The organism is Kiloniella litopenaei (assembly GCF_000982415.1).
In the GTDB taxonomy this organism is placed as follows: domain Bacteria; phylum Pseudomonadota; class Alphaproteobacteria; order Kiloniellales; family Kiloniellaceae; genus Kiloniella; species Kiloniella litopenaei.
Genome location: NZ_LANI01000003.1, coordinates 15,473 through 34,824, shown reverse-complemented (window position 1 = coordinate 34,824; position 19,352 = coordinate 15,473). Strand labels below are relative to the sequence as shown.

Genomic DNA, 19,352 nt, shown 5'->3' with positions numbered 1-19,352 from the left:
CCTTTTTTAGACCTCATCTTATTTTTGAAAATGAGTTTTTAAGATAGTTGAAGTTGACACTTCGCTGACTTCTGGATAGTTCGACACAAGTTCTCTGATTGTGTTGGCTTCATGGATATTTTCCAAGGCAAGCTCAATAATCATGTCAATTGAACCTGCTAAAGAATGGCAGGCTTTCACTGATGAGAGCCGCTCTAAACGGGGCGCAATGATCTCGCATGATGGTTGATGGGTTTTTATCAACAGAAAGAGTTTGATTTCAGTCTTCTTGTGCACAGGCTTTAGGGTGTACCCGGTTATCTCGCCATCTCTCTCTAGACGTTTAATGCGTTCTACCAATGCGGTTCTCGATAAATCAACGCCTGCCGCCAGCTCTTTTATAGATGCGCGTGCATTCTGCCGTAGCAATTGCAATAGTTTCTGATCTTTATCGTCCACAGATATACCCATGTTGGTCAGTTATAGTTAATATAACAGGCTGTACGCTACATCATGCCTATTTCGATTTCAGAGGCCAGCTTTAAAATACCGACTATGGATTTGCTGTTTTAACAGTGTTGTATTTTAGGAGGCGAAATGAAATTTTTCAAAAGCAGTGATTTTACCGGCGATAGAGCTTGGGCGGCATTGGATCTGTCCGTTGTTGAGGGGGCATCAGTGCGGGTACATTGGACTGATGAGCCTTATAAATGGCACGTCAATGATGGCAACGAAGTTTTTGTTGTTTTAGAGGGGCAAGTACGGATGTTTTTTAAGCAAGGTGGTGAAACAGAGCAGCATATGATGGGGGCGGGATCGATCTGTGTGGCAGAAGAAGGGGATGAACATGTTGCCCATCCACAAGGGGCGGCCAGAGTTCTGGTAATAGAAAAGGTAGGAAGTATTTGATAAATATTGTTAAATGTTATGCACTAGATGTACGCAGCCAAGGGTTAACCTATATGTAATTTTTTACTGTAATAGTTGAACACCAAACTCCGTTATCCGTTTGCTAAGGGCTATATAATGGTTGGTTGTTTTTCTCGCGTGGGTTTTCTCTGTTTTCTCGGTTTTGTAATATTAATAAAATTGCCGTCTTCAGGTTATGCGCAAAGCACTCAAGAATATTGGCTGTTGAACAAATACCTGGAGATGCACCCGGATCAGGTTGCCATTTCTGAGCAGTTCTTTGAGCAAGTACGTGGCCCCGCCAGCACGTTAAGTAAAAAACAAACCACTCCGATTCAAATCTTGATCGTATATCCTGGCCTGCAATTTTCAGATTACTGGCGGCGGTCAATAGCTTCGTTCGAAGGCAGAATGAAGGAACTAAATATTTCGTATGAGCTGTCGTCTCACTTTACAAAAGCAGGAACAGAGGTCGCTCTTCAGGGAAAGTTACTTGGGCAAAGTGTGAATAACCCACCGGATTTTTTAGTATTTACCTTGGATGCCACAAGGCATAAGGGGATGATTGATCGCATAATTTCTGCTGGTAAAACCCGTGTTCTGCTTCAAAATATTACATCCCCTATCAAGGCATTCGAGAAAAAGCAACCTTTACTTTACGTTGGTTTCGACCACGGTGTTGGTGCGCAAATTTTAGCTAATCGCTATAAGCGTGAGTATCCGGACGGTGCCAATTATGCTATTCTTTATGGCACCCAGGGATATGTAAGCAGCCTTCGTGGGGGTGTCTTCCATAGAGTGATGTCCCAACATAAGAGCTCGAGATTGCTGGGATCTTATTATGTTGATTTCAACCGTGAAAAAGCTTACCGGGCGACAATGGAGCTTTTGGCGGAGAATGCTGATCTTGATTTTATCTATGCATGCTCAACCGATATCGCCATAGGTGTCATCGATGCGTTAAAGGAGACAGGGCGGCTAGGGAAGGTGAAAGTCAATGGTTGGGGCGGGGGAAGTAGCGAGCTTGCTGCGATCAGTCGCGGGGAAATGGACTTCACCGTTATGCGTATGAACGACGATAACGGTGTGGCCATGGCTGAAGCTATAAAGTTGGTTTTGGCAGGAAAAGAAAAGCGGGTGCCAACTGTTTTTTCAGGTGACTTTAAGGTTGTTGACCAATCAACAACTTCTGAACAGCTTTTGATATGGAAAAAAGATGCCTTCCGGTACTCGAACTGATACGTCAAAAGAAAGATATGTTTTCAGGCTGTCGACGGTCATTGCCGCGGCCTTTTTATGCTTGATGCTTATCGTATCAGGTGTTGTCAGCTTCGCTGGTTATTGGGGCGCGCGTGATGCTGTGCGGACAGATATCAATAGCCTGGGTGAAAAAAGTAAAACAATTGGTCGGCTTCTTTTTAATGCACATTTACAGGTATCAAAAAGCGTCCTAGATCTTACTGTTATAAACGAAAAGGTGACAAAGGGTTTGCAGTCAGGCGATCATGAGTTGGTCGCAGATGCATTAAACGAAGCATATTATTCACAGCAAGACGGTGACCTTGATGTTTTGTTTGCTCAAATTGGGCAAGGAACTGAAACTATTGATGTAAGTGCCTCTCTCTTTGAGACAGATGGCTTGTTGCAACAAGCACTCGACAATAATCAAACGCGTTTTATGAATGAGATGTTTGTGACGGTTGAAAAAGGCCAGACGCTCTATTCAATCCTGCATAAAAAAGAAATTTTGCATCTTAATTCTGGCAAGGTACTGGGGTATTTATATGCCGGGGTTATTCTTAATGATGCAACATCAGTCTTGAATCAAATTAATAACAACGTTGGCAGTTCTTCACTTGCTCTTGTCGCGGGGGACGCTGTCGTTTCCCAGCTTCATAATACATCAATAGGTATCAATACAGGGGCGAGTACCTTGATTGAAGCTGAAGATGTTCTGGCACTGTCTCTTCCTTTGGATATTGAAAGCGCGGACAATCAGTTTCTTGAGTTAAAAATATTTTATCCTCAGGAAACGGTAAAAAATCTGGGTCAGAACTATCTCGATATTGTTTTGATGATGGCTGTGATCACGTTTGTATTGTCGCTTTTGTCTGTTTGGGTTGTGCGTCGATTTAGCCGAACAGCCATTCATAACCTCAAGGAATATGCTGCATATGTTTCCCTTGGGAAAAATCAAAAACAGTATGCCCCTTCTCGTATTAAAGAGTTTAATGAAATTGGTGGGGTCTTGCATCAGGTTGTCCTTGACCTAGAAGAGACGGAGGCACGGGCAGAATCTATTTTGGATAATGCGAGTGCTGTTATTTATTACAAGGATGTCCAGGGGCGGTATCTTTTTGTCAATAAAAGTTATGAGGATCTTTTCCAGGTCAAAAAAGAGCAACTTATTGGGCAAAAAGATATGGAGCACTTACCTGCCGATTTTTCGAAAGAGATGGCGGGGAACGATCTGGAAGTTCTTAAACAGAATAAAGCAATGACTTTCGAAGAGCAGGTCCATCATGATGACGGTGTCCATACCTATTTGAGTGTAAAATTTCCCTTAAAGTCTGGGGCGGGTGAAACTGTTGGTATTTGCGGGTTTGCAACCGATATCACAGATAGAATTAAGGTAGAAAAAGCACTGCGATCAGCCAAAGAACAGGCTGAGTATGCGAACCGCAGTAAAGTCGAATTCCTAGCGAATATGAGCCATGAGCTAAGGACACCCTTGAACGCTGTTATTGGGTTTTCTGATCTTTTGAAAATGCAGTTAAAGGAAACGTTGGACGATAAGCAACTTCAATATATCGACGATATCAACCAATCTGGTGTTTACCTCTTGAGCTTAATTAATGATATTTTGGATGTTTCTCGTCTAGAGCTTCACAAAGTTAACATTGATGAAGACTATTTTGATCTCAATAAGACGCTGGAAGATGCGTGCCGTATGTTAAAAGCGAGAGCGGAAGAGGCGAGGGTTGATCTAAAAATAGAACCGTTTGAGGCTTTGCCAGAAATGATCGGAGATCAACGACGCGTGAAGCAGATTATATTGAATTTGGTGAGTAATGCGATAAAGTTCACGCCGGAACCTGGTCTGGTGCGGGCAAGCACTTTGGTCAATGATAAGAGTGAGATCGTTTTGCAGGTTTCTGATACGGGGGTAGGTATTGCTGAGGATGATCTGGCCCGTGTCCTTGATCCCTTTGCGCAAGTTGAAAACAGTATGACGAGAACACGGGAAGGTTCCGGCCTGGGGTTGTCTTTGGTAAGGTCACTTACGGACCTACATAATGGCGATTTGCGGATCGATAGTAAGCTGGGAAAAGGTACAGAAATTACCATTACATTCCCAGCCTCACGCACGACAGGCGGTACTGATTCTAATGGGGATCGATCAACGATCCACTAAACCTGACACAAGGTTATAGATTTAGCTTCATACCTTCGTGGCTGGCTTTGAAGCCAAGTTTTTCATAAAACTTAAGGGCATCAGGGCGCGCTTTGTCTGTCGTGAGCTGTACCAATTCACACCCACGTTTGCGGCATTCTGAGATCGCCCATTCAAACATTTGACTGCCAAGGCCGGAACCACGGTGCGTGGAGCTTATGCGAACACTCTCAATCTGTCCCCGCCACATCCCGAGACGAGAAAGGCCGGGGATGAAAGTTAGTTGAAGACAGCCGACGATTTCCTTTCCCTGCTCCACAACGGCGAGGTATTGGTTCGGGTCTTTATCAATGGCTTCGAAGGCTTGAATATATTTTGAGTTTACAGGCACTGAGTTGTCTTCCCGTTTTGCCCCAAGTTCATCGTCAGCCAGCATGGCAATAATGGATAAGAGGTCTTTTTCTTCAGCGTGTCGGTAGAGAATATTAGTCATTGTTTGTTGGGCTTTCTTTTAATAAAGGTATTTAATCCTTCTTTCTAAAATCACTTATGATCAATCTTTAAGATTATTATTTGCTCAAAGCAGTTATTCAGTCTTTGATATACCAAGAAATCCCCTAACTTTTTTCATTTTCTAGGATAAGAGTATTCTTGTTTGTAAGTATATAAAAGAAAATGATCGTGGGGGAGGCGTGTTGAAACAATACTTATTCTATATGTTAGCTGCTTGTTTGGGGCTCGGGTTATCAGGTTGCTTGAATAAAGAAACACCACTCGAGCGATATTTAAGGTTCTCACCAATACATCTGACTTCTGATACTTCCCAAGTTGTGTATTATGAAACCTATGGTATGGCCGATTTTGCGGAAATTGCTATTTTTAAGATTCCGGAAAATGTGAGCGAAGATATACTGAAGGCCTGTGTTGCCTCTGGTTATAGGCTTGGGAAACTTAACGAAGCTGAACTGTTGAATCAACAAAACGGCAGAGCTGTACAATATACTGCCATTTCTCTCACTTTAATACACTCAAAAATCCCTTACAAAGACCTAAAAATTAGGAAACATGAAGTATGCAGCTATCAAAAGGATAACTCAGTCTTTGTTGAGATAATGGACAACTATGTCTTTTTTGTACATTACGTGTACTAGTATATTATTGAGTTAAATTAGCTCTACCGATAGCCAAACTCCTTTTCTACTTCATCGAGACAGTGATCAATAATGTTCATGGCGTTTTCCATTTCCTGCTGAGTTGTGACCAGAGAAGGTGTGAAGGTGAGAACATTACCCATGGTGGTTTTGAAGCTAAGGCCTTTGTTCAGAGCTGCATATAAAACCATATCGGCTGCATCATTAGCGGGCTCTCTGGTGTCTCTATTGGTAACAAGTTCTGCGCCGAATAAACAGCCACGCCCCCGCACATCACCGATTAGGGGATGACGACTTTGCATTTCCTGAAGGCGTTCAAGTGCATAATCGCCAACTTTAGCGGCGTTTTCAACCAAACCTTCGTCTTCGATGATTTGTAATGTGGTTAGTGCAGCACGCGTTGTTACAGGATTTTTTTCGTGGGTATAGTGTCCATAGGCATAACGATCAGCAATATCCAGTTCCGGGCGGCAAATGGTGGCGGCAATAGGGAGGATACCCCCGCCGAGGCTTTTACCTACAACCAGAATATCAGGAATGACTTCGTCGTATTCGCAAGAGAACATCTTTCCGGTTTTTCCCAACCCTGTTGGAATTTCATCGAAAATCAGCAAGGCACCAAAGTCGTTACAGGCTTTGCGGACCTTCTGCCAGAAACCGGGAGGGGCGATGTAGGGAACCGCACGTGTTGGTTCGGCAATAACAGCAGCAACATCGCCTTCTTTCTCGAGGACATATCGAATGGTATTGGCGCAGAGTTCTGCTGAACCTTCCGTCACGCCCCAGGCGTTTCTGTAATCACCGAAGGGGGGGATATGTTCTGTGCCGGGTAAGAGGGGGCCGATGGGACCTGAACGGAACATTTCCTCGCCGCCGATAGAACGCGCGCCAAAACCCGCGCCGTGAAATGAGTCCCAGAAAGAAATGGTTTTAAAACGTCCTGTTTTGGCACGGGCATAGGCAAGGGCAATTTCAATGGCATCTGATCCGCCCGTTGCAAAAAGAACCTTGTTTAAGTCACCGGGGGCCAGATCTGCTAGCTTTTCGGCCAGTTCGACGGCTGGATCACAGGTAAAGCGCCGTGGCGCAAAGGGGAGATCGTCCAGTTGTTTCTTTATCGCCTGTTTTAAGCGTGGGTGGCCATAGCCAATGTGATGCACATTGTTGCCGTGAAAATCCATAAATCGGTGTCCACGATTATCTTCGACCCAAATCCCCTCGGCTTTTTTGATGACAGAGAGGCAGGGGGTGGAAACGGATTGGTGGAGAAAAACCTTTTCATCCCTGCGCAGCAGTTCCTTGGCATCTTCATCAATATTTTTCTCATGCCATACTTTACGTCGAGGGGAATGATTGACATCCCCCTCTGCACCTTGGGGTGTTGTACTCTGTGATGATAGATGACTGGTCATAAGACAAGGGCCTTTGCAGGTTTTGTTGATTTGTTCTGAACTATGAAATATCTATAGATATAAATCTAATTGGATATTTTTATTTCAGATATAATTAAAAATTATGGATGAGAGATGAACCTATCTCAACTGAGAGCATTCAATGTTGTGGCGCGTGAAGGAAGCCTGACGAGAGCTGCTGAACACCTGTCCATCAGTCAGCCGGCAGTAACAGCACATATCAGAGCATTGGAAGAGAGATATGAACTCAGTCTTTTCCGCCGCAACAGCCGTGGCGTTACCTTGACCGAAGTTGGCGAGGATCTTTTAAAGATTTCAGCGCAGATATTTGCACTTGAAGATGAAGCCGCTGAGCTTTTGAGCGCGACGAAAGAACTGCGGAGTGGTACATGCCGGATAGCTGCAGGAAGCCCCTATTTCATTGTGCCAATCATCGCGGCCTTTCAGAAGAAGTACCCCGAGGTACACATTGGCTTGAACATCGGTAATTCACAAAAGGTGACAGCGGACCTGCTTGCAGAGAAAGTTGATGTTGCTTTGCAAACCGAATGGGAAGAAAACCCGTTGGTCGAAGCAATTCCTTTCTATCGGCATCATGTGGTTGTCTTCTGTTGCCATACACACCCCTGGGCGCAGTCCGGTAAAAAACAGATCAGGCTTTCCGAGTTAAGTTCGCAAAAAATGATTTGGCGTGAGCCTCAATCAATAACGCGACAGGTTTTTGAAAAGGCCTGTCAGAAAAAATCGTTAGACATTAAACCCATTATGGAAATTGCAAGCCGGGAAAGCCTGTTCGAAGCTGTTGCTTCTGGCTTGGGTATCGGAATTGTATCTTCCCATGAACTACCGCGAGATCAACGGGTGCATACCTTAAGGGTTTCTGATGCTGCTCTGGAGACAACCGAATATCTTTTGACACTCAAGCGGCGAAGAGAGCTGAGAATCGTAAAAGCTTTTCATGCGGTTGCTGAAATTTTTCGAAGGTAGGATTTCAAGTTTCAAGCAAGCTCTCCAAAGCGCTTGAGGAAGTTCTTGTTCGCTTCCTGAGGAGAAATCCCTGTGATGCGGATGTTGGGCATGGCGCGGGGTTTGCCGAATATCTTGCTGGCTTCCTTGTCACTGAAACCGGCCAGTTGGGTCGCTTCGAGGTAGGCTGCCATGCGATCTGCCCGTTTGATCAGTTTGTTGGTTTTATCTGGTAAGTTGGCGGGCAATCCAAAGCGGACATGAATAGCTTGCATCAGCCTGTTTTCCAGATCTTTGTACCCACTGCCAATTGCGTATTTAAACGGGGTTATCAAATCACCGATAACGTATTCCGGGGCATCGTGAAGCAATGCAGCCAAGCGAATTTCAGGTTTTGTATCTGGTTTAATGAGACCAACAATTTCTTCTACGAGAAGAGAATGTTCAGCGATAGTATAGCCCCACTCGCCAAGGGTTTGCCCGTTCCACCGGACTTCGCGCGAGAGGCCGAGCGCGATATCTTCGATTTCAATATCCAGGGGGGAAGGGTCGAGAAGATCCAGTCTTCGTCCGCTCAGCATACGCTGCCATGCGCGTGGAGCAGGTGTGGATTTCTCTTTCTTAGGCGTAGTCATAAATCAGGTCTGTTTCTCGTTACGAGCCACAGACCTGATTTTGTCAATCGTCTGCAGCGATTAGCGTCTGCGGGCCATTGTTGGAATGACGAGGCGTTCAATCCAGTTTTTAACCTCGGCCTGGCGAATGTCGGCGTTCATGATGTCATGATCAATGCCAAGCAGCCACCAGAGATCTTTTCTGCTTGGATCTTGATGAAGTGCTTCAAGCATGTCCACAAATTTTTGAGCATCGTCAAGGTTTGTAAAGAAGCCTTTGTCCACAAGCTTTTGCTTGCGGCAGTAACAAAGCCTTGCCATTTCATGAAGATCGTATTCCGGATGGTATTGCACAGACCAGAAGACGCCGCCCTTATGTGTCACAGATACGGCCTGAACAGATGTCCAGTCGTTGGAGGCCAATATCTGGCCATTGGGGGGGAGGTGTGTGATTTCATCATCATGGCTGATAAAGGCATCAAAAACGGATTTTTTGCCTTCGAACAGAGGGTGTGCGCGCCCTTCAGGAGTCAGAGAGATCTTGCGGGCAAAGCCCATTTCCCTGTCTTTGGGGTTAACGGCGCAGGCGCCACCTGCGGCAACGACAGAGATTTGTGCCGCCCAGCAGCTGCCAAAACTTGGCACCTGTGCTTCATAAGCGGCTTTGGCAAATTCGATCTGCGGAACCACTTTGGGGTCGTCAGAGTGAACGGTCAGGCTTGATCCTGTCCAGGCAATGCCATCATATTGCTCCAAGCCAGCGCCACTAGGAAGGCTGGCCCCCGGATCTGCCGGGTAAACGATATCACATTTGGCGCCTGGACTTTGTGTTTCCAGCATTTTGACGTAAAGGTCACCTGCTGTAGAGGCGCCGCCTTCTTTCAGGCCGTCACGTCCTTCTTTGGCGTAGCCATCAACAACGAGGAAACGTGGGTTTTGAGACATATCGTCTTTCTCCGGTTTGGACTCTGAGTGTTATTTATTGGGGTGTTATTTACTGGAATCTGCGAGAGCATCAATTGCTGAGGGGAGATCAGCATAGCTGTTGACAATAGCATCAGCCGTTGTGTGATCTTTGTCAGCATCGCGTGTAGCCGTGAAGAGTATGGCTTTCATACCCAATGCATGGGGACCTTTGATATCGTTGTGATCCCTATCCCCGATATGCAACATCTCTTCAACCTCTACGCCCAGTTGTTCTGCGGCTGTATCAAACATGCTGCGATGAGGTTTTGAATGGCCAACTTCGTCGGAAAAGGCAAAGCCGCTGAAATATTGTTTAAGGTCGTAATTTTCGAGAATTTGGCGAAGGCCAGTTCCCGGCGTAACGATAGCGTCTGAGACAATGCAGAGTTTGTAGCGGCTTGAAAGATCAGCCAAGGCTTCTTTGACACCATCAATTGCATTTGGGGGGATGTTGACCTCCATATCGCCAGTTTCTTTGACGACGCGATCAAAAAGGTCTTTTGGAAGGCTGCGATCCAGACCATTAAGGATAGCGCGAATGCGCTGTTCAACGGTCCAGTTTATAAAGAGTTCTTTCCAGACTATATTGAAAGAAGCATCGGCAACGTCATAGGCCAGATTAACTGTTTCGATGTCAATGGGAGCAACTTCATTTAAAGCCTTCCAGACAATATGGCGGCGTTCTTCTTTTTTGCTTCTTAAGCCTTGTGCCGCCCGCTTTGGTTCATCTGAATCGTCATCGACAATTGTATCCCATAGGTCAAAGGTAATGGCCTTGATCATTGTGGGCTTCCTCTTTCAATAGTTGCGTGGTCAGAACGCATGGTTAGTAAGGTGTTTGTGTCATTTTTGACTTATGGACGGGATCATAAAATGGATTGTCTTTTTGAACAAGTTAAAAGTGGGATAAAAGTGGTTATTGTTGTTATTGTGTGGATTATTTGTAGTTGTTTTAACATAAATGTAGGATTGGACTGTATGGAAAATGGTTTTTGTGGTGCTTAGTGGCCTTGTTCTTTGTGAGGTAATCTTGCCTTCGTATTAGTATATTGTTTCTTGAGTGGGATGACTGATGGTAAGGGGGCTAAGGTCTAGAGCCAACTATGCTTTGATGTTTGTGTTATAGCTGTTAAAAGCCCTATCTAATCTTTTTGGGTATTGGTGTGGAAGTGCTGCAATGCTGAAATGGTCATTGGCTGTGAGTGGATGGATAAAAAAACGTTGAACAGAAAAATATGTGTTGCACCGATGCTGGATTGGACCGATCGGCACGAGCGCTCTTTTTTGCGTATGATTTCACAACATACCGTTCTCTATACCGAAATGGTGACAACAGGCGCGTTGCTTCATGGCAAAGACCCTGAACGGTTTTTAATGTTTGATAAAAAAGAACATCCAATTGCGCTACAGCTTGGTGGAAGTGACCCTGAGGCCATCCGAGTGTGCGCAGCCAAGGCCGCTGATTTTGGCTATGACGAAGTTAACCTAAACGTAGGTTGTCCGAGTGACCGTGTTCAGAAGGGACGGTTTGGGGCGTGTTTAATGGCAGAACCTGACTTGGTGGCGGAATGCGTTTCTGCAATGGCGCAATCAGGGTTACCAGCAACAGTTAAAACACGTATCGGTATTGATGATCAGGATTCTTATGAATTTTTGCATGACCTTGTGACCAAAGTGAAAAATGCGGGCTGTGAAACATTGATTGTTCACGCACGTAAGGCGTGGTTAGAGGGGTTAAGTCCCAAGCAAAATAGAGAAATACCTCCGCTGAAATATGATGTCGTGTACCGGGTTAAACAGGATTTTCCCGATCTGGAAATCATTCTCAATGGTGGTGTGCAAACGCTGGATCAGGTTAGTGAGCATCTGACAAAAGTTGATGGTGTTATGATTGGGCGAGAAGCCTATCAAAATCCTTATGTTCTGGCCGAGGTTGATCAAAGGTTTTACGGTGAAGCCACGGTCAAAAAACGAAGCGAAATTGTAGATGAGCTTTGTAATTATGCAGCGGCTAAAGTGGCCGAAGGTGTGCCCGTGAAATCAATAACGCGACATGTCCTTGGCCTTTTCAACGGATTGCCGGGTGCCAGAGCTTGGCGGAGAAGTCTCAGCCAAAATGCTTTTAAGCCTGGATCGGATGCAGGTGTTATTCGTCGGGCTTACGATGAATTCTTGATCGCTGGCCAGTCACGTGATGTTGCATAATGTGGTTTTCTGATCTGTGGTGATGTAGAATAGAACAGGCACTTAACAAAAAGGGGAATGTTTATGTCTGCATCAATTGCTAAGTATTTTTCATTGGGATTACTTGTTTGGGGGATAAGTGCGTCACCTGCAATCTCTAGCCCTGTTAATTGCGAGGGTCCTACAGATCAAAGCCCTTTGGTAAAGAAGGTGATTTATTTCGAGGTCGGTCAATCAAGCCTCTCCAAGAAAGCGAAAAAAAAGATAGATGATCTTTTTGCTGTCGTTGATGGGCATCCTTCGTTAAAAATTTGCGCTATTGGTCAGGCTGACAAACAGGGTGATCCAGAGGCGAATAAAAAACTCTCTCTTAAACGGGCGCAAAGTGCGAAGAACTACCTCATAAAAAAAGGTATCGATAAAAAGAGGGTAGAGACTGTTTTCCGAGGGGAAGCCTATGGCAGTTTTTCTTTGTGGGGAACTGGTGATAAAGCTGATGAAGATCGGCGTGTAGAGGTTATTGCCTATAGCGAGTAATCGGTTTTTCTTGTTTGTGTGACTGTGCTCTGAACTTTTTACTGAATAACTTTATTGGAAGAATAATTGTCGTTTTCATATCAGGGTGGGCACATTTTATTATACCATGGTGTCTTCAGTAAAATTCCATCGGGTTTGGAAAGCAGATTACATAATGTCTTTCCAGATGAATTCAAACGGCAAATCAAATGGCTTTCCCGTGAGTTTGAAATTGTCTCGATGGACGAGTTTACCACAGCGAAAGATAATCGTGGTTTGGCGACAATTACTTTTGATGATGCCTATGCAGATCTTTTTTCATATGCGATTCCGTGGCTGGTTGGAGAGGGCATACCGAGCACGGTCTTTATCAACAGTAATCTAGTCTGTGGTGACATCTTTTGGCGTGACAAGGTTCGCTTTGTGTTGACCGAGCAACTTGAAGAGGACTTTCTAACCTTTTTTGCACAAGAACAATGGACAAAAAAGATAAGACCAGAACGGTTTTACAAAGACAGTAAGCAACCCGGATTAAATAGTCATCTTGTTGATCAGGCACTGAATGTTTTTTTTGCTGAAAGACATTTGGATCAAGAGCTACTGACCTTAACAAAAGTAATAGCGAAACCATCTGATTTGATTAATGATCCTCTGATCCATTATGGCAACCATAGTGCATCGCATTATGTCTTGTCTTCTTTAAAGCCTGATCAGCAATGCGAAGAAATAATATCTTGCCAAAATTGGCTTAACAAAGGGAAGTATCGTTGTACGTCTTCGTTTGCACTTCCTTTTGGCGGTACGCAAGATGCTGATGAAAATACTCATGCCTTGATAAATGAGGCTGGATGTTCTGCCATCTTGATGAGTAGGCAGGCGGTCAATCGTAACCAACAAAAAGATCCGATTACAGAATTGCCGATTTTTGAGCGGTACATGGCCCCTTCGACTGTGGACGAGTTGATTGTTCTATCTCGCCAGCTTGATCAAACGCTATAAGGTCAGGTTGGATCAGCTGGAAGTTTTTGTAATATTTCGTTTGCTACGTCATTAATTTCCTGGCCGCGATCTTGAACATATACTGCCGCCTTATGTGCCAATTCTTGCTGGATCGACTTATCGTTTAAAAGGGTTTCCAGTTGCTGGGTAATGTCTTCGGACTGTGAGAGCTTGATAATCGCGTTGTGATCAACCATCTCGTTGCAAATTTCTTCAAAGTTTTGCATGTCCGGACCACAGATGATGGCACAGTTTTGCCGGGCAGGTTCCAAAAGGTTTTGCCCACCTTTGCGCAATAGTGATCCGCCAATGATAACGACAGGAGAGAGCGCATAAAACAACCCTAGTTCCCCGAGCGTATCAGCCAGATAGATTGACGTATCTTTTTTTATATCGGCACCTTGGCTTCTGAGGCTGACCTTTAGATCTTTTCCCTGAAATTCGTTTAGGATTTCAGGCCCCCGTTCTGGGTGTCTGGGGGCGATTATACATAAAAGTTCGGGGATTTTTAACCGAAGCTTTTCGTGAGTTTCTGCAAGAAAAGCCTCTTCTCCGCGGTGTGTCGAACTTGCGAACCAGACCGGCCGGGTCCCAATAGATGCTGTAAGCTTGTTGAAATCATCCTGATTGTAAGTCAACGGCGTGGCTGCAAATTTCAGGTTGCTTTGTTTCTTGACGTGTGATGCTCCCAATTCGGCAAAACGACTTGCATCTGTTGATGATTGGGCAAGTATCAGGTCAAACTGTTTGAGGAGATCCCGAATGAAAAAGGCGACTCTTGTCCATGATTTTGCAGATTTCTGTGACATCCTGCCGTTTAGTAGGATCAAGGGTATGCCGCGGGATTTTGTACGGAAGATCAAAGAGGGCCAAAGTTCTGATTCAATAATCAGGGCTATGTCAGGACGCCAATTTTTTAAGAAGCGTTCAATCGCAAAGGGCAGGTCAAGGGGAACAAACTGATGTATTGCGTATCCGGGGAGGCGTTCCTCCATAAGCCTTGCCGATGTTGCTGTCCCAGTTGTCACAAGAAATTTTAAATCTGGCTGTAGCCTGTGAAATGTCTCTAGTAGTGGCAATATAGACAACGACTCACCAACTGATGCCCCGTGTATCCACATCAGCTTGCCTTTGGGCCTTTCCAAAGGTGTTTGTCCCAGTTTTTCTATGTAGCGAACAGGGTGTTCTTTACCGCGAGCTATGCGTTTTGTCAGATGATATTTGACAAGTGGAGTCATGAGCGTGGCGACAGAGGCGTACAAACCCATAGCTATTTTTGAGCGGAGTGTTGTCATGCATTCTGCCCTAACTCAGGTTCAATGTCTTAAGTTGGGTTTCGATTATTTTTTGCTCGTCATAGAGAGCAAGTGCGCGCTCTCTACTGGCAGAACCCATTGTTTCACGTAGCTTTGGGCTGTTAACAAGCTTACAAAGCGCATCAGATAGCTTTGCAGGCTCATTTACAGGTACCAGTATACCTGTTTTCCCGTCGTCAACTTCTTCCCGGGAACCGCGAATGTTTGTTGCAACTACGGGAAGGCCCGTCATCATTGCCTCAATGATTGATCTTGGCATACCTTCGCGGTGAGAGGGAAGAGTGAAAATATCAGCAGCACGCATGATTTGGTTTACATCATCACGATAGCCCAAAAAACGAATTCGCTTTTTTAACTTTTCATCTGATTTTGCTTGTGCCACAGCGTCGTCAATATCGCTAGCATGATCACTTTCAAGGCGATCCCCGACAATCCAAAGTGTTGCGTTGACCTTTTTCATCGCTTCGATTAGTTCAACGTAACCTTTTTCCCTTACCAGGCGTCCAACCATCAAAATTACTGTCTCGTCATCTTTGGCCCCCAGTTCCGTTCTCAGGGCTTTTCGATAAGACTTGGGTGATGCGGGATAAAACTTGTTGATATCAATACCATTGCCGATCGCGACAATTGTCCCATTTTTACACAGCTTGTGTTTTTTCGCCGTTTCGGCATCTTCCTGGGCTTGTGTAAACAGCGTGTCGGTAAAACGCCCTGCCAGCCATTCTAATCCAATGAAGATGTTTTTCTTCATTGCAGGCATGTTTTCATGGAAATAAAAACCGTGCGCAGTATAGGCGATATGCGGAACACCAGCCGCGCGTGCTGCAAACCTGGCAATGAGTGATGCTACTGGGGTGTGTGTATGAACCAGATCAAAGTTTTCGTTCTTGAAAAATCGCGTCAGATTACCGAATGATTTTGTATGCGAAAGTACATTGAGCGATCGCTCGATTTCGATGGTTTCTACCCGAAAACCTTCTGCGCGAATTTTTTCAACTAACGGGCCATCACTGCAAACGCCGACAACTTCGTGTCCGGCATCTCTCATCCCCTTCATAAGGGGGAGAAGCATGTGGTAAAGCGAGAAATCGACGGCGCAAATTTGGCAGATTTTCATTCGGTTCCTGCTGGTTAATTCTGAAATAGTTGATCTCGGGATTATTGGTCCGAGTTTAGGGCATCATATAGTTGTCGTGCTCGTACGGAAATGGATTAGTAAATTATTTCCCAAATTTAGTCTCTGACATACCTACTTATTTTAAAGGGTGCAATGGTTGAAGGCGCTAATTCTATCAGCTTTTGTTCTCGTGGCTTTTGGAAATAATTGTCCCGGGAGGTGAGGAAATCTTTAAATTGCCACTTTTACTGGTTTATAAAGGTGGAGTTAATCTGGCTTTCTTTCGAGATTCTATGGAGGTTTTTGCCATCTGGCTTTATTCTCGCAGCTTGCTATATTTTCTTGTATCCTACGAAAATTGGCCTGAGTTTCGTAGGGAAATAAACGTTGTTAACTTTTCTTAATCAACGTTTTATTTGGGCTCTTTTGTTGTTTAGGCCTTGTTCGTAATGGCATCGTTTAAGCTTTGACCACAAAATGAACACAAGCCTTGGGCGATTTGTGTCGATAAGGGATAGTCAGCGTTCGCGCTACGAGACAATTATGTTGGGATGTCATCTAGGAATGAACAGGATCGGAGGGTCGCTTCGTTATTCTCTTTTATTTGTAACGGTGCTTTTTGTATCTGGATGCAGTAATTTTCCAGGTAAAGATGGGTTCTTTGCGAGTAAAAAAGCTGCGAGCGATACACAGATACCTACCGAGCCGCAAATTGCTGCACGAGGTAATGCAAAGCATGAGCCTCAGGTAGTTTCAGAGCTGGAGGTGCCAAAGCCAAACTGGAAGCCGGAAAACATACCGGACAAACCAGTGGATTCCGAGGAGCTGGCGGTACTGCAAACGGGTGAAGATCTTACAGACAAATCATTCTCGATTACACCGGTGATTACACCGAAAATCAGTGACCTGCTTGGCATGTCGTTTATCCAGGTTCGTGACAAATTAGGGCAGCCTGTTTGGATCAGGGATGTTTATCCTGCTCGTGTTTGGGGGTATGATATCGAGAGCTGTAGCCTTCAGATTTTTTTCTACCCGAAGCTGGACCAGGCTGGCGACTATAGAGTGCTGGCCTATGAAAGTGGTCTTAATGGCGATGGCGTTTCAAAGGTGACATCCCTCAAAGCGGATGACGAGAAACGAGCTGGCAGTAAAACCCCTTTGAAACCAACTGCAATCAGCAAAGAAGATCATGCCGTTGTACAGGCTTGTTTCCAGAAAATAATAGAAGAAACGGACTCTCTTAAAGGGAATGGATCTGAAAACCTGGTGCCAGATTCATGAGAAAAATCGATATTTACTGAAAAGTTTATTTTAATGAATTTGCGATGTGTATGACACACTCGAAAGTAATGGAAGTGAAGACAGGAGATAAAAATGATGGCAGCGACGACAATGGTTGAAACAGCAAGTCCGCGCGTTATTTTGGTTGATGATGACGATCTTTTCCGGGAATCACTGGGGTTAAACCTATCGGAAGAAGGGTTTAACGTAATTGATTTTGACAATGGCGCTGATGTTTTGAGCTATTTGTTGAATGAACCGTCACTTGATCCCATTCTTTTGGATTGGCGTATGCCGGGGTTAGATGGTTTGGCAGTTCTAAGACGGCTGCGGGAAGCCCGGATGAATAATCCTGTTATTTTTCTAACCATGTTAAGTGATGAAATCTATGAAGAGGCTGCTCTTCGTTGGGGGGCAGTTGATTTTATTGATAAATCAAGACGTCTGCCTATTATCTTACAGCGTTTGCGCTTAATCGCCGAGGGTACCAAGGGTGGTTCATCTTCGCAGGAAGAAGAAAAAGATTCAGGAAACCCACTCTCTTCTCGTATTGGGGATCTTGAAATTCGTGAAGATATTATGCGCGCCTATTGGAAAGGTGAGCAACTGGACTTGACCTTAACCGAGTTTGCGATTGTTTGTTTCCTGGCAACAGGGATTGGCAATGATGTCAGTTATCGACAGATCTATGATTTGGTACATGGTAAAGATTTCGTGGCTGGCTACGGAACGGATGGATACAAAGCAAACGTTCGTTCATTTATTAAGCGCATACGCAAAAAATTCCGTGAAATTGATGATAGCTTTGAGCACATAGAAAATTATCCCGGATTTGGTTATCGCTGGCGGAACGATGGCCCGTCAGGCACGGCTTAACTGGTTTAAAGGCTAGATCGTGAAGCACCAAAGCGTGATGATAAACGAAAGTGAACAACAAGTCCGTCGTTCAGGCTTGAGCCGGGCGACGCACTCTTTGTTTGCAAAGTTTGTTATCATGCTTTTAGTGTTTTTAGCTGTTCCCGCCCTCTTGTATCAAGAGTTTCGGCAGGCTGATTTAGACCGTCAGAATATTGTTTTGACAGCTGTGCGTGAACAGGGACGGCTTATGGCTGAAAGCCTGCGGCCCATGCTCGAAAGTGCAGATCCGTCGATTTTGCTGGATCTACCGGAAGAGATTGAGCGCATCGCGACCAAGGGTAATGGAATTAAAGTTCTATTTCGGCCTGCTGGGGAAGAGGGGGTGCAAGGAGTTTTCTTTGTTGCTTCCGAACCACGGCTTTCGGCAGACGAGCTGCGTAAAGAACGTGAAACACTGGTTGCTCAGGGCGTTTTTGATAACTTGACGGCCAGCTGTTTGATTGAACGGCCAATGGCAATTCGGCATTTACGACCCAGTGGTATCGAAGAACTGCTGACCTCTATGACTGCCATTAGAACCGATGCAGGATGTTGGGCGGTTATTGCAACACAATCAGCAGAGGTTTTCCTCGGCTCTTCCATAGGGCAACCCTATTGGAAAACGCTTGAGGTTCAGATTGCAGCGGCTATTTATCTTGGCATGGCGCTTATTCTAACCATTCTGGTCTTCACAGTGTGGCGAGATTTGATGCGGTTTCGCGATCTTGCGCGCGGGATCCGTGAAGGCAGTGTGGATAAAAGCAGCTTTATGATGAGCAATAAGGTCCCCGAGCTGGAACCTGTTGCTCATGAATTTGATCGGATGACGCATACTTTGCGTGAATCATCAGATTCAATTCGTCGGGCTGCAGAAGACAATGCCCATGCTTTCAAGACGCCATTGGCGATTATCAGGCAAGCTCTTGAACCGTTAAACAAGACGGTTGAGAATGAAAATAAAAGGGGCCGCCGTGCCCTGCAGGTCGTAGAGGAAGCTCTTGATCGTCTGGAAAATCTTGTTTCCACTGCGCGGCACCTGGAACATACGTCTGCAGAGCTTCTGAACCCACCCCGGGAAAATATTGATCTGTCCGCGCTTCTTTTGCGTATGTTAGAGGCCTATAACGTTAGCTTTTCTCAGCAGGGTGTTATTCTACAAAGTTCTATTGATCATGAGATATCGGTGCTTGCCGGCGAAGATATGCTGGAAACAATTCTAGAAAATATTATTGATAACGCTCTAGAGGTTTCCCCGCGCGGAACAACAGTGACAGTTGATTTGATCAATGGAAAGAAGACGGCTGAATTAGCTGTGCGGGATCGTGGCCCTGGTGTACCAGAGAGTGAACTAGAACGTATTTTCGAAAGGTACGTATCCTATCGCCCGAAAAAAGGTCATCAGGACTGTGCTGGTGATATGGATCAGGTTGTTACGGCTAGCTCTTCTAATCATATGGGGATCGGTCTTTGGATTGTCCGCAGAAACGTGGAGGCAATCGGTGGATATGTCAGGGCTGAAAATCGCCAGGATGGCGGCCTGTCTATAATTGTATCTCTTCCGCAAAAGGGCGAATAGGAAAGAGCACACTTAGGGCTGCTTTTTAATAGATATTATTGCAGTATGTTAATAGGTTCCCGCTGATTTACGCAT

General features: G+C 45.0%; 19 protein-coding genes. 11 read left to right on the top strand and 8 right to left on the bottom strand.

Features of this window, described 5'->3' with window-relative positions:
- Positions 1-18 precede the first annotated feature (18 nt).
- The gene (locus WH95_RS04260; RefSeq protein ID WP_162199377.1) at positions 19-438 is read right to left on the bottom strand and encodes an Lrp/AsnC family transcriptional regulator; all 420 of its coding nucleotides are present in this window, start codon (positions 436-438) and stop codon (positions 19-21) included.
- Positions 439-576: 138 nt separating this feature from the next.
- Between WH95_RS04260 and WH95_RS04255 the strand changes: the two genes are divergently transcribed.
- The 3 genes from WH95_RS04255 (at position 577) to WH95_RS20425 (ending at position 4,303) form a co-directional block, all read left to right on the top strand.
- Positions 577-888, top strand: coding sequence for a cupin (locus WH95_RS04255; RefSeq protein ID WP_046503494.1), 312 nt, complete (start codon positions 577-579; stop codon positions 886-888).
- A gap of 225 nt (positions 889-1,113) precedes the next feature.
- Entirely contained in the window at positions 1,114-2,127 is a 1,014-nt protein-coding gene (locus WH95_RS04250) for a substrate-binding domain-containing protein (RefSeq protein WP_157845889.1), read from the top strand.
- Positions 2,105-4,303, top strand: a complete 2,199-nt coding sequence (locus WH95_RS20425; protein WP_052741794.1) for an ATP-binding protein — start codon at positions 2,105-2,107, stop codon at positions 4,301-4,303. The genes WH95_RS04250 and WH95_RS20425 overlap by 23 nt, the downstream gene beginning before the upstream one ends.
- Positions 4,304-4,316: 13 nt before the next feature.
- Here WH95_RS20425 and WH95_RS04240 read toward each other — a convergent pair whose 3' ends face one another.
- Complete coding sequence (locus WH95_RS04240; protein ID WP_046503491.1) at positions 4,317-4,775, bottom strand: GNAT family N-acetyltransferase; 459 nt, start codon at positions 4,773-4,775, stop codon at positions 4,317-4,319.
- Between the two features lie 262 nt (positions 4,776-5,037).
- Between WH95_RS04240 and WH95_RS04235 the strand changes: the two genes are divergently transcribed.
- Positions 5,038-5,433: a hypothetical protein gene (locus WH95_RS04235; RefSeq protein WP_157845887.1), complete on the top strand. Its 396-nt coding sequence runs from the start codon at positions 5,038-5,040 to the stop codon at positions 5,431-5,433.
- Positions 5,434-5,456: 23 nt separating this feature from the next.
- Here the strand turns inward: WH95_RS04235 and pbfA are convergent, their stop codons facing one another.
- Positions 5,457-6,845 (bottom strand): (R)-1-hydroxy-2-aminoethylphosphonate ammonia-lyase, encoded by a 1,389-nt coding sequence (gene pbfA / locus WH95_RS04230; protein WP_046503485.1) that lies wholly within the window; start codon positions 6,843-6,845, stop codon positions 5,457-5,459.
- Positions 6,846-6,959: 114 nt separating this feature from the next.
- Between pbfA and WH95_RS04225 the strand changes: the two genes are divergently transcribed.
- Positions 6,960-7,832, top strand: a complete 873-nt coding sequence (locus WH95_RS04225; RefSeq protein ID WP_046503483.1) for a LysR substrate-binding domain-containing protein — start codon at positions 6,960-6,962, stop codon at positions 7,830-7,832.
- A gap of 11 nt (positions 7,833-7,843) precedes the next feature.
- On the opposite strand, the gene WH95_RS04220 is transcribed toward WH95_RS04225, so the two are convergent.
- From WH95_RS04220 to WH95_RS20420, 3 genes are read right to left on the bottom strand one after another with little or no spacing between them, the layout of a single operon-like run.
- Positions 7,844-8,446 carry a YfbR-like 5'-deoxynucleotidase gene (locus WH95_RS04220; protein ID WP_046503480.1) on the bottom strand — a complete coding sequence of 201 codons (603 nt, stop codon included), beginning with the start codon at positions 8,444-8,446 and terminating at the stop codon, positions 7,844-7,846.
- 60 nt (positions 8,447-8,506) lie between these two features.
- Positions 8,507-9,370 (bottom strand): type 1 glutamine amidotransferase, encoded by an 864-nt coding sequence (locus WH95_RS04215; protein ID WP_046503478.1) that lies wholly within the window; start codon positions 9,368-9,370, stop codon positions 8,507-8,509.
- Positions 9,371-9,415: 45 nt separating this feature from the next.
- Positions 9,416-10,174, bottom strand: a complete 759-nt coding sequence (locus WH95_RS20420) for an HAD family hydrolase (RefSeq protein ID WP_052741793.1) — start codon at positions 10,172-10,174, stop codon at positions 9,416-9,418.
- A 423-nt stretch (positions 10,175-10,597) separates the two neighbouring features.
- Here WH95_RS20420 and dusA point away from each other — a divergent pair, with 423 nt between their 5' ends.
- From dusA to WH95_RS04195, 3 genes are all read left to right on the top strand, one after another.
- A complete protein-coding gene (gene dusA, locus WH95_RS04205; protein ID WP_046504485.1) occupies positions 10,598-11,596 on the top strand; it encodes a tRNA dihydrouridine(20/20a) synthase DusA in 999 nt (332 codons plus the stop codon).
- Between the two features lie 63 nt (positions 11,597-11,659).
- Complete coding sequence (locus WH95_RS04200; protein WP_046503475.1) at positions 11,660-12,112, top strand: OmpA family protein; 453 nt, start codon at positions 11,660-11,662, stop codon at positions 12,110-12,112.
- Positions 12,113-12,178: 66 nt separating this feature from the next.
- Positions 12,179-13,090 (top strand): polysaccharide deacetylase family protein, encoded by a 912-nt coding sequence (locus WH95_RS04195; protein ID WP_046503474.1) that lies wholly within the window; start codon positions 12,179-12,181, stop codon positions 13,088-13,090.
- 2 nt (positions 13,091-13,092) lie between these two features.
- Here the strand turns inward: WH95_RS04195 and WH95_RS04190 are convergent, their stop codons facing one another.
- Positions 13,093-14,385 carry a 3-deoxy-D-manno-octulosonic acid transferase gene (locus WH95_RS04190; protein WP_046503471.1) on the bottom strand — a complete coding sequence of 431 codons (1,293 nt, stop codon included), beginning with the start codon at positions 14,383-14,385 and terminating at the stop codon, positions 13,093-13,095.
- A gap of 10 nt (positions 14,386-14,395) precedes the next feature.
- The gene (locus WH95_RS04185) at positions 14,396-15,523 is read right to left on the bottom strand and encodes a glycosyltransferase family 4 protein (protein ID WP_046503468.1); all 1,128 of its coding nucleotides are present in this window, start codon (positions 15,521-15,523) and stop codon (positions 14,396-14,398) included.
- A 564-nt stretch (positions 15,524-16,087) separates the two neighbouring features.
- On the opposite strand from WH95_RS04185, the gene WH95_RS04175 reads away from it, so the two are divergent.
- From WH95_RS04175 to WH95_RS04165, 3 genes are all read left to right on the top strand, one after another.
- Complete coding sequence (locus WH95_RS04175) at positions 16,088-16,804, top strand: hypothetical protein (RefSeq protein ID WP_046503463.1); 717 nt, start codon at positions 16,088-16,090, stop codon at positions 16,802-16,804.
- Positions 16,805-16,897: 93 nt separating this feature from the next.
- Positions 16,898-17,680 (top strand): response regulator transcription factor, encoded by a 783-nt coding sequence (locus WH95_RS04170; protein WP_245622936.1) that lies wholly within the window; start codon positions 16,898-16,900, stop codon positions 17,678-17,680.
- Between the two features lie 19 nt (positions 17,681-17,699).
- Positions 17,700-19,277 (top strand): sensor histidine kinase, encoded by a 1,578-nt coding sequence (locus tag WH95_RS04165; RefSeq protein WP_157845886.1) that lies wholly within the window; start codon positions 17,700-17,702, stop codon positions 19,275-19,277.
- The last annotated feature ends 75 nt before the right edge of the window (positions 19,278-19,352 follow it).